We start from the raw sequence: 13840 nt of genomic DNA, 5'->3' as shown, positions 1-13840 counted from the left end.
CAACACGGACACATCTGAAGCCCTCGAGAGACGTAGGAGTTCTGTCGGTGACGGATGGCTACGAGGATCCGGGCGCCACGGCGACCGCCCAGCTGCCGGCCGTCGTCGCCCGCGTCACCGCGCTCGCCGACCGGCTCGGCGTGCCGCACGCCGAGGTCTTCGACGTCGGGCGGCTCTCCGTGGCCTGCGGCGTCCCGGAGCCGGTGGTCAAGGCCCTGCTCGCCGGCCGGCCCGCCGGTGAGCCGGACGTCCAGGCGCGCTTTCTGCAGCGCCTCGGCCTGCTGCGGCGCACCCGGCTGAAACCGAACGGCCGCAAGTACACCCAGCAGGAGATCGCCGACGGCGCGGGCATGTCCCGGCAGCAGGCAGGGGCGCTCATCAACGGCGACCGGCGGCCCACCATGGAGCACTGCGACGCGCTGCAGCGTTTCTTCAAGGTGCACGCCGGCTTCCTCACCGCCGAGGACCCCGAGGCGCTGGCGGGCGCGCTGCAGCGCACCGAGCAGGAGCTGCTGACCAAGCTCGCCGACCGGGAGCGGGCCGCGGCCGGGGCCGGGGAGGACGCGCTGGAACGGCTGCTGCAGGACCACGGGGTGCGGGGAATAGCGTGGCGGGCCGCGCAGTTGCCCACCGACCAGCACCGGGACAAGGTCGCGGAGTGGCTCGACATGCTGCTGGAGAGCGTCAAGCGGCCCGAGTCGTGAGCCGGGGGAGGACTGTGGGCATCGGCAGGGACATGCGCCGGCTGTGCAACGAACTGGTGGGCGGAGTACGGCTGCCCGCGCCCGCGCCGCCGGGGGAGCTGTACGGCGCGCTGTGCGCGGCGATGAGCCGCCGCCGGGGCCGCCCGGTGCACTTCCGCGCGGCCGCCTTCCCGCCGGGCACGGCGAGCGGGCTGTGGCTGGACCTGACCGACCGCGACCTCGTGGTCGTGGAGGAGCGCACCGCGCCCGACCACCAGTTGGTGATCCTCGGTCATGAGCTGTGGCACATGCAGGCCGACCACCGCGGCCACCACGTCGACGGCGTCGGGGTCGCCACCCGGCTGCTGCACGACGACACCGACCAGGAGGCGCTGCAGGCCACCGTGCAGCGCGTCGCGGCGCGCACCCGGTTCGACCTCACCGAGGAGCGGCAGGCCGAGACGTTCGGTCTGCTGCTGGCCAGCAAGTGCCGTACGTGGCTCGCCGGTTCGGCGCTGCGCGGCCCGGTGCAGCGCGACGACGTGGCCGGGCGCATCGAGGCGTCGCTGGGATATCCGGGGCCGCAGGGCTGATCCGGACGGCCGTACGGCGCGGGGCCGATACCGATTCCGGAGCCCGGAAAGGCGGGCCGGTGACAAGCTGCGGGCTGCGCTGAGCGGGCGAACCGGAGCGGAGCCGGGGGGCGTTGTCAGTGGTGGGCGGCAAGCTGGAGAGTGCGCCGCAGGGCGCGCGACCGTGACGCCTACTCGGGGAGAGCCGACCGATGCCCACCGCCGTACTGACCGACCGTGAGCGCACCGCCGTACAGGCCTATCTGCGGCTGCTGCATACGGTGCGCGCCGCCTTCGACGGGCCGCCGGACGATGGCCGGGCCGCCCTGGTGCCGCCGGCCGTGCTGGCCGAGGCGGAGCGCGCCCTGGCGCACGCGGGCCTCGCGGGCAACGAGGAGGAGTTCTTCCGCCTGCTGCGCGACTGGTGCCCGCCTGCCTGACCGCGCCGGTGCGCGCGGCCGCCACCGGGCCTCAGGGGTGCGGGACGACCACCGCGGTGAGGGCCAGGCCGTCGCGTGCGGCCCACCGGCCGTCGAAGGCCTGCAGCCGGCGGCCGCCGACTCGCGGCCCGGGGACGAGGAGTTCGGCGCGCAGGGTGCCGTGCGGCCGGCCGCCGGGGCCCGGGTGGAGGGTGATGTCGGCCTCGGAGAAGTCCAGCCAGGCGCCGGTCAGCGGGAACCACGCCTTGTAGACGGACTCCTTGGCGCTGAACAGGATCCGCTCCCAGTGCACGCCGGGATGCCGCTCGCGCAGCCGCGCGAGCCGCCCGCCCTCTGCGGGCAGGATGACGTGGCCCGCGTCGTCGGGGAGCGGCTCGTGCGGCTCGGCGTCGATGCCGAGGGAGGCCAGGTCGCCGGCGCGGGCCAGGGCCGCGGCGCAGTAGTCCTCGCAGTGGGTCATGCTGCCGATCAGGCCGGCCGGCCAGCGCGGTGCGCCCCGCTCGCCGCGCAGCACGGACTGCGCCGGCACGCCGAGCTTCTCCATGGCGCGCCGGGCGCAGCCGCGCACGGCGGCGAACTCGCGGCGGCGCTTGGCCACCGCACGCTCGACGAGCGCTGCCTCACCGGGGTGGAACCCGGCGTCCCACAGCGGGTCGTCACCGTGCGCCTCCACGGCCACGACCGACTCCGGGAGCAGCTCCTCGATCACCGGCTTCGACCTCCATCGGCAGGATGCGGCGCAGTCTGCCCGGCGGCTCCGGGCGCTTGCGCCATTCGCGGGGATAGCCGACGGAGACCTCCTCGAAGCGGACTCCGTCGTGCCAGGTGGTGCGCGGGATGTGCAGATGGCCGTAGACCATCGTCGCGACCGGGAACCGCAGGTGCCAGTCGGCGGTCAGCAGGGTGCCGCACCACATGGCGAACTCCGGGTACCACAGCACCTCGGTGGGGTGCCGGTGCAGCGGATAGTGGTTGACCGGCACGAGCGGCAGGCCGGCGGGCAGCTCGGCGAGCCTGCGCTCGGTCTCGGCGACCCGCGCCCGGCACCAGGCGTCACGGGTCGGATAGGGGTCGGGGTGCAGCAGGTACTCGTCGTTGCAGACGACACCGGTGCCCTCCGCGTAGGCGAGTCCCTCGGCCTTGGTGGCGCAGCCGGGCGGCAGGAACGAGTAGTCGTACAGCAGGAACAGCGGGGCCACGGCCACCGGGCCGCCCGGGCCCTGCCACACGGGGTAGGGATCCTCGGGAGTGACGACGCCCAGCTCACGGCAGAGCCCGACCAGATGCTCGTAGCGGGCGACACCGCGCAGGGTGACCGGATCCTTCGGATGGGTCCACAGCTCGTGGTTGCCGGGCGCCCACAGCACCTTGCGGAACCGGCCCGCGAGCTGCTCCAGGGTCCAGCGGATGTCGGCGACCGTCTCGGCGACGTCGCCGGCCACGATCAGCCAGTCCTCGTCGCTCGCGGGCCGCATGTCCTCGACCAGGGCGCGGTTCTCCGGATAGCCGATGTGCAGGTCGCTGATGGCCAGCAGCTGTCCGGCCCCGGCCGCAGACTTCACCCGGCTCCCCTTCCGATCATCCTCTGCCGGGACCACGAGAACACATTTCCGCAGACCGGACAAGACGCTCCCCGGCCGGACGGGCGCCGGAAATCCGTAACGTCCGCGTTGCACGCGGGGGCTTTTGAAAGCCGTATGATCGCCCCGACACCATCACCCCAACCCCCCTTTTCGCAGGGGTGCTTCGGTGTCCCTTCCTCCCTCCTGCCCGGGCCCGGGCCGCTGCGCCCTGCCCGCACACCATGAAAGGCGGCCTGCATGCTCTCTCGCGTACGCGTCTGGCTCAACCGCACGTACGCGGAGAACGTGTTCTTCATGGATCAGCTGCGCAGAAATCCCAGCGATCGCGCGGTGGAGATCCATGCCACGCACGCCGACCCGGACTCCCCCGTCCTGGCCGCCGCCGACACCGCCGACCTGGAGCCGGAGGGGCTGTCCCCGGCCGCGTACGTCGAGTACGCCCTCGACCAGTGCGCCCGGCGCGGCATCGACGTGTTCGTGCCGCGGCTGCACCAGGCGGCGATCGTGGCGCACCGCGCGGAGTTCGCGGCGTCCGGTACGGCACTGCTGGCGCCGACGCCCGAGGCGGTGGCCGTCTTCGAGGACAAGGCGACCGCGTACGAGGCGGTCCGCTCGGTGGGGGTGCCGGTGCCGCCGTGGTGGCGGGTTGGCACCGCCGACGAACTTCTCGCCGCCGTCGAGGAGTTGGAGGCCGGTGGGCACCGGGCGTGCTTCAAGCCGGCCGCCGGCGCGGGCGGGGTCGGCTTCCGGGTGATCACCCGGGCGCCGTTCTCGCTGGCCCATCTCGAGGGGTTCCCGGGACCGTACGTCCAGCTCGACCTGGTCGTCGAGGCGCTGCGGCGGTCCGGGGAGCCGGTGGACTGGCTGGTGATGCCGCGCCTGGAGCAGCCCGAGGTGTCCGTGGACTGCCTGACCGGGACGGACAACCGGCTGCGGCTCGCGGTGGGCCGCACCAAGAACGGGCGCCGCAGGGGCTTCACGCTGGACGAGCGCTGGCTGGAGCCGGCCCGGCTGATCGCGGAGGGCTTCGGGCTGCACCATCTGTCCAACGTCCAGTTCCGGATGTTCGGCGACCGGCCGGTGCTGATGGACGTCAACACCCGGCCCGCCGGGGGTCTGCACCAGCTGTCGCTGTGCGGGGTGAACGCCCCGTGGGCGGCGGTGCAGTTGGCGCTGGGCGAGGACCCCGGGGTCATCGAGCCGCCGTTCCTGGGGCAGGACTACACGGTGGTGGCGGGGCCGCGGTCGCTGCTGCCGGTGCCGGCGGCGCTCCCGCAGCAGCGGGCGGAATCGGCCGACGTGCTGCTGCCGAAGGTGCCCGCGCCTGCTCCGGCGCCCGAAGCGGCCCAGGTCCTGCCGCTGTAGGCCGTCCGCGGGTCCGTCGTGGCTTGTCGCGCCCGCGCGGCGGAGCCGCACATCCCATACAGCCGAGCGCCCTTCGGGGGCGCTCGCGCCCCTTCGGGACGGACCGATCCGACCGCACACCTTGACAGGCCGATTGGTCCATACCAAATTCTTCAGCGCACCTCCGCACTCCCGTGCACTCCCGAACACCCGCTTCCCCACAGGGAGATCGCGTGCGCAATCCACTCGGGCGTCACAGACGCCGGCTTCTCGCCCTGCTCGGTTCCGCCGCCCTCGCGGTCGGCGGGGCCGTCGCCCTTCCGGGTACCGCTCAGGCGGCCAACATCCTCACCAACCCCGGCTTCGAGTCCGGCGGCCTCTCCCCCTGGACCTGCACCGGCAACCTCGGCTCGGTCGTCTCCTCCCCCGTGCACAGCGGCGCCAAGGCGCTCCAGGGCGCGGTGACCGACAGCGACAACGCGCAGTGCAGCCAGAAGGTCGCCGTGCAGCCGAACACGACGTACACCCTCAGCGGCTGGGTGCGCGGCAGTTACGTGTACCTGGGCGTGGACGGCGGCGCCTCGACCTGGACGACGTCGCCGACGGCGTACAGCCGGCTGAGCGTCTCCTTCACCACCGGCGCCGCGCAGACCAGCGCCACCATCTACGTCCACGGCTGGTACGCCCAGGGCAGCTACTGGGCGGACGACATCGGCCTGGACGGACCGGGCGGCGGCGGGGGCGGCGGGGACACCCAGGCGCCGACCGCGCCGACGGGCCTGACCTCCACCGGCAAGACGTCGTCCAGCGTTTCGCTGTCGTGGAACGCCGCCGGCGACAACGTGGGCGTGACCGGTTACGACGTCTACAGCGGCGCGAACCGGGTGCTGACCGTCTCCGGCACCTCCGCCACGGTCAGCGGCCTCGCGCCCAGCACGTCGTACACCTTCACGGTGAAGGCGCACGACGCGGCCGGGAACGTCTCGGCCGCCTCCAACGCCGTCACGGTGACGACCAGTGCGGGCAGCGGCGGGGGAACCGGTTTCACGCAGGCCGCGCCGTACCTGTACGAGGGCTGGGGCGATCCGCCGAGCCCGACGACGGTGATGAGCGCGACCGGCATCAAGTGGTTCACGATGGCGTTCGTGCTGGACTCCGGCGGCTGCACCCCGGCCTGGGACGGCAGCCGGCCGCTCACCGGCGGCGCCGACCAGAGCGCGATCAACGCGATCCGCTCCGCCGGCGGTGACGTCGTGCCGTCCTTCGGCGGCTGGCAGGGCAGCAAGCTCGGCGCCAACTGCTCCTCGGCCGCCGCGCTCGCCGGCGCGATCCAGAAGGTGATCGACGCCTACGGCCTGAAGGCCGTCGACATGGACATCGAGAACACGGACGAGTTCGAGAACGAGGCCGTCCAGGCGAAGATCCTCACCGCGCTGAAGACCGTCAAGGCGAACAACCCCGGCCTGAGGACCATCGTCACCTTCGGCACCTCCACCACGGGCCCGACGTACTACGGCAACCGGCTCATCGAGCAGGCGCAGTCGCTCGGCGCGAACATCGACGTGTTCACCATCATGCCGTTCGACTTCGGCGGCGGCTCGGACATGTACGGCAGCACCGTGAACGCCGCGGAGGGCCTGAAGAACAAGCTGAAGTCGACCTTCGGCTGGGACGACGCGACCGCCTACGCCCACATCGGCATCTCGGGCATGAACGGCCTGTCCGACCAGCAGGAGACGACCACCCCGGCGATCTGGACCCAGATCCGGGACTGGGCGAACTCCCACCACATCGCGCGGCTCGCCTTCTGGTCGGTCAACCGCGACCGGCCGTGCGCGGGCGGCGGCGTGGTGAGCAACTGCTCCGGCATCAGCCAGAACACCTGGCAGTTCACCTCCATCACGGCCGGGTTCACCGGCTGACCCCACCGAACCGGCGGCCGGTCCCACGAGGGCCGGCCGCCCCGGCGCGCTCGCAGGGGCCCGTGCCGATCACTTGAGGTACGCGAGCCCGGGGTGGACCGCCGTGTAGCCGTCGACCAGCCTGCGGGCCACGTTCACCGAGTCGACCAGCGGATGCAGGGCGAACGCCCGCACGGCCGCCGCCCGGTCACCGGAGCCGGCGGCGGCGAGCACCTCGCGCTCGACCGCCTTGACCGCGCAGACCAGGCCGGTGGCATGGCCGGGCAGCGGGTCGACCGCGACCGGGTGCGCGCCGTTGGCGTCCACCAGGCACGGGACCTCGATCACCGCCTCGCTGTCCAGGACGGACAGGGTGCCGCGGTTGCGGACGTTGAGGATCAGGGTCGCCCGCTCGTCCCGCGCGATGGCCCGCATCAGGGCGAGGGCGACCTTCTCGTAGCCGCCGGACAGGTCGTCGGCCTCGCGTTCGCCGGCGCCCGCGGTCTCGCGGTTCTCGGCCATGTAGGTCGCCTCCCGCTCGGCGCGGGTGCGGTCCCACAGCGCGAGGGCGGACCCCTCCGACCGTGTGGCCTGCTCGTAGAACCGCGCCTGCTGGTCGCGCAGGAAGGCGCCGCGGGTCTTCTCGGCCTGCTGGTAGGCGCGGACGGCCTCGCGGTTGAAGTAGTAGTAGTGCAGGTACTCGTTGGGGATCGCGCCGAGCGACGTCAGCCACTCCGGCCCGAAGAGCCTGCCCTCCTCGAAGGAGCCGAGCAGGGCTGGGTCGGCGAGCAGGCGCGGGAGTTCGTCGCGCCCGGCGACGCGCAGGCCGCGCACCCAGCCGAGGTGGTTGAGGCCGACGTAGTCGATCCACGCCTCCTGCGGGTCCGCGCCCAGCACCCGGGCGATACGGCGGCCGAGGCCGACCGGTGAGTCGCAGATGCCGATGACGCGGTCGCCGAGGTGGCGGGACATGGCCTCGGTGACCAGGCCCGCCGGGTTGGTGAAGTTGATGACCCAGGCGTCGGGGGCGAGCCGGGCCACCCGCCGGGCGATGTCGACGGCGACCGGTACCGTGCGCAGACCGTAGGCGATGCCGCCCGCGCCGACCGTCTCCTGGCCGAGCACGCCCTCGGCGAGGGCCACGCGCTCGTCGTCCGCCCGGCCCTCGAGGCCGCCTACGCGGATCGCGGAGAAGACGAAGTCGGCGCCGCGCAGCGCCTCGTCGAGGTCGGTGGTGGCGGTCACCTCGGGCGCGCCGGGCACCCCCGCGGCCTGCTCGCCCAGGACGCGGGTCACGGCGGAGAGCCGGCCCGCGTCCAGGTCGTGCAGCACGACCCGGGTGACACGGCCCTCGGCGCGGTCCGTCAAAAGCGCCCCGTACACGAGCGGGACGCGGAAGCCGCCACCGCCCAGAATCGTCAGCTTCACGCCTGCACCTTCCCTGCCATCACGATCACCGCGTCTCCCTGAGTATCGAGCACTCTCGCGGAGGATCACACGATCCCGCGCACCCCTGGGACGTCCAGGGCTTCCGCACGCCCCGCCGACACACCGGCCGCAGCCCCGGCGCGACGGCGGCCCGTCGCCGCGCGGGCGGTGGTGGGCTACGATCCGGCGAGGACGTACGGCGACAGGGCGAGGTGCGGGTGAGCGAGCGGTCCGCTGCCGACCGTCTGCTGGCCGTGCTCGCCGCGTTCGACCACGAGCACCCCGCCCTCACCCTCACCGACATCAGCCGCCGTGCCGGGCTCAGCCTGACCACCGCGCACCGGCTGGCCGGCACCCTGACCGCGTGGGGCGCGCTGGAGCGCGACGCGTCCGGGGTGTACCACGTGGGGCTGCGGCTGTGGGAGGTGGCCGCGCTCGCGCCGCGCGGCCTGGGCCTGAGACAGCTGGCGCTGCCGTACCTGGAGGACCTGTACGAGGCGACGCACGAGAACGTGCAGCTGGCGGTGCGGGACGGCACGGAGGTCGTCTACATCGAGTGGCTGTCGGCCCGTTCGGCGGTGGGCGTGCACATCCGGGTCGGCGCACGCTGGCCGCTGCACGCCACCGGCGTCGGGCTGGTCCTGCTCGCCCACGCCGGCCCGGAGCTGCAGGAGGAGTACTGCGCCGGGCCGCTGGCCGCGTTCACGCCGCACACGATCACCGATCCGGTGCGGCTGCGCCGTACCCTCGCCGAAGTGCGCCGCTCGGGCGTGGCGGTGAGCGAGCGGCAGGTGACCGAGGACGCGCTGTCGGTGGCGGCGGCGGTGCGCGGAGCCGGCGGTGACGTGGTCGCGGCGGTGTCGGTGGTGGTGCCCCGGGCGACCGCCCAGGTGCCGGCACTGACCCCGGCGGTACGGCTGGCGGCACGCGGGATCTCCCGGGCCCTGGGCTGGCGGCCGGAGCGGCGCGGAGGCTGAGCGGGCGCGCCCTCGCCGGGATCGCGGGCGGGACAGGCGGGCAGCGCGGTCTGCGCCGGTACGGGCGGCTTCACCCCCTGAACTCCCGCACAGGGGTGGGACTTTCTTTGTTTCAAGGCTTGACGAGTGCGAGGGCGGGGAGCACATTGGCGGCACCTTGAGAGCGCTCTCAGGACACCATGGGAGCGCTCCCGGGACCCCCGCACAACTCCGTACCCGAGAGGCTCCCCATGAGCGCATCCTCCGGCATACCCAGACCGCGCCCGCTGCGGCGCGCGCTCGTCGCCGTCGTCGCCACGCTGGGCCTGGCCGCGGCCGTCGCCACGGCCGCCAGCGCGCCCGCGAACGCCACCGCCCCCGCGCCTCCCTCCGGCTGGTCCCAGGTCTTCCTGGACGACTTCAACGGCTCGGCGGGCTCCGGCGTCAACACGTCGAACTGGCAGTACGACACCGGGACTTCGTACCCGGGCGGGGCCGGGAACTGGGGCACCGGCGAGGTCGAGTCGATGACCTCCAGCACGAACAACGTCGCCCTGGACGGCAACGGCAGTCTGCTCATCACCCCGCGCCGCGACGCCTCCGGCAACTGGACCTCCGGCCGGATCGAGACCACCCGCACCGACTTCCAGCCCCCGGCCGGCGGCAAGCTGCGCGTGGAGGCACGGATCCAGATGCCCAACGTCACCGGGAACGCGGCCGCCGGCTACTGGCCCGCCTTCTGGATGCTGGGCGCGCCGTTCCGGGGCAACTACCAGAACTGGCCGAGCGTCGGCGAGCTGGACATCATGGAGAACGTCAACGGCCTGAACAAGACCTGGGCCACGATGCACTGCGGCACCAACCCGGGCGGCCCCTGCAACGAGACCACGGGCCTCGGCAACTCCACCGCCTGCCCGAACACCACCTGCCAGTCGGGCTTCCACACCTACACCATGGAGTGGGACCGCTCGGTGAGCCCGGAGGCGATCCGCTTCTACGTCGACGGCGTCAACTACCAGACGGTCACGGCGAACCAGATGGACGCCACGACCTGGGCGAACGCCACGAACCACGGCTTCTTCGTCATCCTGAACGTGGCGATGGGCGGCGGCTTCCCCGGGGCGTTCGGCGGCGGCCCGACCAGCGCCACGGAGTCCGGCCACCCGATGGTCGTCGACTACGTCCAGGTCCTGCAGTCCTCGGGCAGCGGCGGCGGCACCACTCCCCCGCCGAGCGGCAACCGCGACGCCTACAGCGCCATTCAGGCCGAGTCCTACGACAGCCAGTCCGGCGTCAGCACCGAGGCCTCGTCCGACACCGGCGGCGGCCAGGACATCGGCTCGATCGCGAACGGCGACTGGGCCCTGTACAAGGGCGTCAACTTCGGCTCCACGGCGGCCAGGCAGTTCTACGCCCGGGTGGCGAGCGGCGCGGCCGGCGGCGTCAGCGGACTGGTCGAGGTACGCCTGGACAGCCGGAGCAACGCTCCCATCGGCAGCTTCGCCGTCGGCAGCACCGGGGGCTGGCAGTCCTGGACGACGGTCCCGGCCAACATCAGCTCGGTCACCGGCACCCACGACGTGTATCTGACCTTCACCAGCGGCCAGCCGGCCGACTTCGTGAACGTCAACTGGTTCGACTTCGGCCACTGAGCCGTCCGGCGCCGGGGCCGGTCGACCCACGACGGCCGCCCCGGCGTCATCACCGTCCGGCCGTCCTCGCCGAGGGCGGCCGGCGCAGAGCCCCATCGGTCACGGCCCGATGGGGCTCATCGCAGTTCGGCGCGGAACGCCACCGGCGTCTGCCCGGTGTGCAGGTGGAAGAACTTGGTGAAGTTCGCCGCGTCGGGGAAGCCCACGGCCGCGCCGACGCGGCCGATCGGCATGTCGGTGTGGGCGAGGAGGCGCTTGGCCTCCAGGACGACGCGTTTGTCGATGAACCCCTTGGGCGTCTCGCCGGTGGCGGCGCGCACGGCCCGCACCAGGGTGCGCCGGGAGTAGCCGAGGGCGTCGGCGTAGGCGCTGACGCTGTGGTTGGTGGCGAAGCCGTGCTCGACGGCGTCCCGGAAGCGGGTGAAGGTGCTGTCCGTCTGCTGCCGGCCGCCCTCGGCGGAGCTGGCCGCGAGGTGGGCGAGGCGCAGCAGGGCCGCGGTGAGCGTGTGCCGCAGGACGGCGGTGTGCAGGCTGAGCGGGAGCGTGGTGGTGTCCTCGTACTCGCGGCGCAGCTGGTCGAGGGCCGCCCGGAGCGCGGCGAGCCGGTCCGGGTCGGGGTGCAGCAGGGGCGGCAGATCGTAGCGGTACAGGCCGGTGGCCTCGACGGTGGAGCGGGGCAGGAAGCCGGGCTGCATGGTCAGGACCGTTCCGCGGTACACGGCTTCCCGGGAGAAGCGGTGGACCTGTCCGGGGCGGATCCACAGCAGGTCGCCGGCGCCGGCCTCGTACTCGGCGAAGTCGATCATGTGCCGTACGGGGCCGTCGCTGAACAGCATGACGATGTGGAAGTCGATGCGGTGGACGCGGTGCAGGGGGGCGTCGGCGTGCCAGGTGCGGCCCGCGCCCATGGGGCCGATCTGCATGCCGACGCCCGCGACGGCCCGGTCGGTCGGGAAGGGGAAGGTCTCGATGCCCTCGCCGTCCACGTGCGCGCCCTCACCGTGGGGCGTTCTGTCAGCCATGTCCTCTTTACGCCGTCCCTGTCCCGCGATCACTGTCCCAGATTCACCACAGGCTGACACACCCCGCCCTTTCCTCGAAAAAGTCAGACTTTTAAGTTTGAACGCGTCAGGCCAGCACTCCCGCACGGAACGAGGACTTCTTGAAGATGACCACGCACACATCCGACGGCTTCGAGTGGACCGACCTCGACCGGCGTGCCGTGGACACCGCCCGTCTCCTGGCGGCCGACGCGGTGCAGAAGGTGGGCAACGGCCACCCGGGCACGGCGATGAGCCTGGCGCCTGCCGCGTACACGATCTTTCAGAAGGTGATGCGTCACGACCCCGCGGACCCCGAGTGGACCGGCCGGGATCGTTTCGTTCTCTCCCCCGGTCACACCTCGCTGACCCTCTACACGCAGCTGTTCCTCGCCGGGTACGAGCTGGAGCTGGACGACCTGAAGGCGTTCCGCACGCACGGCTCCAAGACCCCGGGCCACCCCGAGTACGGGCACACCGCCGGCGTCGAGACCACCACCGGCCCGCTCGGGCAGGGCGTCGCCAACGCCGTCGGCATGGCGATGGCGGCCCGCTACGAGCGCGGCCTGTTCGACCCCGAGGCCCCCGCGGGCACCTCCCCCTTCGACCACACCGTCTGGGCGATCGTCTCCGACGGCGACCTTCAGGAGGGCGTCTCCGCCGAGGCCTCCTCGCTCGCCGGCCACCAGAAGCTCGGCAACCTCGTCTTCCTCTACGACGACAACCACATCTCCATCGAGGGCGACACCGCGACCGCCTTCTCCGAGGACGTCCTGGGCCGGTACGAGGCCTACGGCTGGCACACCCAGCGCGTCGAGCCCACCGCCGACGGCGACATCGACGTGCCCGCCCTGTACGCCGCGCTGAAGGCCGCGCAGGCCGAGACCGAGCGCCCCTCGATCATCGCGATGCGCACGATCATCGCCTGGCCCGCCCCGAACGCGCGGAACACCGAGGCCTCCCACGGCTCGGCGCTCGGCGAGGAGGAGATCGCCGCCACCAAGCGCCTGCTCGGCTTCGACCCCGGGCAGACCTTCCAGGTCGAGGACCACGTCCTGCGGCACACCCGGGGCGCCCTGGACCGGGGCGCCGAGGCGCACGCGGCCTGGGACAAGCGGATCGCCGAGTGGCGCGCCGCCCAGCCGGAGCGGGCCGCGCTGTTCGACCGGATCAGCAAGGGCGAGCTGCCCGAGGGCTGGGAGCAGAGCATCCCCGTCTTCGAGGAGGGCAAGTCCGTCGCCACCCGCGCCGCCTCCGGCAAGGTCCTGCAGGCGCTCGGCCCGGTGGTCCCCGAGCTGTGGGGCGGCTCCGCCGACCTCGCCGGCTCCAACAACACCACCATCGACAAGAACAGCTCCTTCCTGCCGGAGGGCAACCCGCTGCCCGAGGCCGACCCGTATGGCCGTACCGTCCACTTCGGCATCCGCGAGTTCTCCATGGCCGCGGAGATGAACGGCATCGCCCTGCACGGCAACACCCGGATCTACGGCGGCACCTTCCTGGTGTTCTCCGACTACATGCGCAACGCGGTGCGCATGTCGGCGCTGATGCAGCTGCCGGTGACGTACGTGTGGACGCACGACTCCATCGGCCTCGGCGAGGACGGCCCCACCCACCAGCCGGTCGAGCACCTGGCCTCGCTGCGCGCCATCCCGGGCCTGAACGTCGTCCGCCCGGCCGACGCCAACGAGACCGCGGTCGCCTGGGCCGAGATCCTGAAGAGGCACGCCACCCGCCCTGCCCCGCACGGGCTCGCGCTCACCCGCCAGGGCGTGCCGGTGTACGCGCCGAACGAGGACGCGGCCAAGGGCGGCTATGTGCTGCGCGAGTCCTCGACCGAGGTCCCGGAGGTGATCGTCATCGCGACGGGATCGGAGGTGCAGCTGGCCGTCGCCGCGCGGGAGCTGCTGGAGGCGGAGGGCATCGGCGCCCGCGTGGTGTCCATGCCGTCCGTGGAGTGGTTCGAGGAGCAGCCGCGCGAGTACCGCGAGCGGGTGCTGCCGCCGGCCGTGAAGGCCCGGGTGGCCGTGGAGGCCGGGATCGGTCTGACCTGGTACCGGTACGTCGGCGACGCCGGCCGGATCGTCTCCCTCGAGCACTTCGGCGCCTCCGCCGACGCCACGACCCTGTTCGCCGAGTTCGGTTTCACCCCCGAGAACGTCGCCGCCGCGGCCCGCGAGTCCCTCGCCGCGGCGCGCGCCTGACACCGACGCCCGATTCGACCCGAATCCGATCCGAAAG

Annotated in this window: 12 protein-coding genes; 8 read left to right on the top strand and 4 right to left on the bottom strand. The window is 72.8% G+C overall.

Translation table 11 applies throughout. The annotated features are described in order from the left end of the window. Window positions 1–47 precede the first annotated feature (47 nt). From AB0950_RS07920 to AB0950_RS07910, 3 genes are all read left to right on the top strand, one after another. Window positions 48–704, top strand: coding sequence for a helix-turn-helix transcriptional regulator (locus AB0950_RS07920; RefSeq protein WP_360156985.1), 657 nt, complete (start codon window positions 48–50; stop codon window positions 702–704). 32 nt (window positions 705–736) lie between these two features. Beyond that, window positions 737–1276: a toxin-antitoxin system, toxin component gene (locus AB0950_RS07915; RefSeq protein WP_330342740.1), complete on the top strand. Its 540-nt coding sequence runs from the start codon at window positions 737–739 to the stop codon at window positions 1274–1276. Between the two features lie 191 nt (window positions 1277–1467). Next, window positions 1468–1695: a hypothetical protein gene (locus tag AB0950_RS07910; RefSeq protein ID WP_360156988.1), complete on the top strand. Its 228-nt coding sequence runs from the start codon at window positions 1468–1470 to the stop codon at window positions 1693–1695. A 31-nt stretch (window positions 1696–1726) separates the two neighbouring features. Here AB0950_RS07910 and AB0950_RS07905 read toward each other — a convergent pair whose 3' ends face one another. Continuing rightward, complete coding sequence (locus AB0950_RS07905) at window positions 1727–2404, bottom strand: 4'-phosphopantetheinyl transferase superfamily protein (protein ID WP_360156991.1); 678 nt, start codon at window positions 2402–2404, stop codon at window positions 1727–1729. Continuing rightward, complete coding sequence (locus AB0950_RS07900; protein WP_360156993.1) at window positions 2352–3257, bottom strand: metallophosphoesterase; 906 nt, start codon at window positions 3255–3257, stop codon at window positions 2352–2354. Before AB0950_RS07900 ends, AB0950_RS07905 begins: the two co-directional genes overlap by 53 nt. Before the next feature lie 258 nt (window positions 3258–3515). On the opposite strand from AB0950_RS07900, the gene AB0950_RS07895 reads away from it, so the two are divergent. Then, window positions 3516–4643 (top strand): ATP-grasp domain-containing protein, encoded by a 1128-nt coding sequence (locus AB0950_RS07895; RefSeq protein ID WP_366778081.1) that lies wholly within the window; start codon window positions 3516–3518, stop codon window positions 4641–4643. 212 nt (window positions 4644–4855) lie between these two features. Then, window positions 4856–6544 carry a carbohydrate binding domain-containing protein gene (locus tag AB0950_RS07890; protein ID WP_360156999.1) on the top strand — a complete coding sequence of 563 codons (1689 nt, stop codon included), beginning with the start codon at window positions 4856–4858 and terminating at the stop codon, window positions 6542–6544. A 69-nt stretch (window positions 6545–6613) separates the two neighbouring features. Here AB0950_RS07890 and AB0950_RS07885 read toward each other — a convergent pair whose 3' ends face one another. Next, complete coding sequence (locus tag AB0950_RS07885) at window positions 6614–7951, bottom strand: 6-phospho-beta-glucosidase (RefSeq protein ID WP_360157001.1); 1338 nt, start codon at window positions 7949–7951, stop codon at window positions 6614–6616. A 218-nt stretch (window positions 7952–8169) separates the two neighbouring features. Here AB0950_RS07885 and AB0950_RS07880 point away from each other — a divergent pair, with 218 nt between their 5' ends. Further along, window positions 8170–8928: an IclR family transcriptional regulator gene (locus tag AB0950_RS07880; protein ID WP_366778080.1), complete on the top strand. Its 759-nt coding sequence runs from the start codon at window positions 8170–8172 to the stop codon at window positions 8926–8928. Window positions 8929–9158: 230 nt separating this feature from the next. Further along, window positions 9159–10559 (top strand): glycoside hydrolase family 16 protein, encoded by a 1401-nt coding sequence (locus tag AB0950_RS07875; RefSeq protein WP_366778079.1) that lies wholly within the window; start codon window positions 9159–9161, stop codon window positions 10557–10559. Between the two features lie 116 nt (window positions 10560–10675). On the opposite strand, the gene AB0950_RS07870 is transcribed toward AB0950_RS07875, so the two are convergent. Continuing rightward, window positions 10676–11581, bottom strand: a complete 906-nt coding sequence (locus AB0950_RS07870) for an AraC family transcriptional regulator (RefSeq protein ID WP_360157009.1) — start codon at window positions 11579–11581, stop codon at window positions 10676–10678. 146 nt (window positions 11582–11727) lie between these two features. Here AB0950_RS07870 and tkt point away from each other — a divergent pair, with 146 nt between their 5' ends. After that, complete coding sequence (gene tkt / locus AB0950_RS07865; RefSeq protein ID WP_366778078.1) at window positions 11728–13803, top strand: transketolase; 2076 nt, start codon at window positions 11728–11730, stop codon at window positions 13801–13803. Window positions 13804–13840 lie beyond the last annotated feature (37 nt).

This window comes from Streptomyces sp. NPDC007189 (assembly GCF_040703635.1).
In the GTDB taxonomy this organism is placed as follows: Bacteria; Actinomycetota; Actinomycetes; order Streptomycetales; family Streptomycetaceae; genus Streptomyces.
Note: the sequence above shows the minus strand (reverse complement) of the source record. Positions and strands in the feature narration are given on the sequence as shown.

Coding starts and splice junctions, on each gene's coding strand:
- AB0950_RS07915 (WP_330342740.1), top strand. CDS start 737: ATGCGCCGGCTGTGCAACGAACTGGTGGGCGGAGTACGGCTGCCCGCG.
- AB0950_RS07910 (WP_360156988.1), top strand. CDS start 1,468: ATGCCCACCGCCGTACTGACCGACCGTGAGCGCACCGCCGTACAGGCC.
- AB0950_RS07895 (WP_366778081.1), top strand. CDS start 3,516: ATGCTCTCTCGCGTACGCGTCTGGCTCAACCGCACGTACGCGGAGAAC.
- AB0950_RS07875 (WP_366778079.1), top strand. CDS start 9,159: ATGAGCGCATCCTCCGGCATACCCAGACCGCGCCCGCTGCGGCGCGCG.
- AB0950_RS07870 (WP_360157009.1), bottom strand. CDS start 11,581: ATGGCTGACAGAACGCCCCACGGTGAGGGCGCGCACGTGGACGGCGAG.
- tkt (WP_366778078.1), top strand. CDS start 11,728: ATGACCACGCACACATCCGACGGCTTCGAGTGGACCGACCTCGACCGG.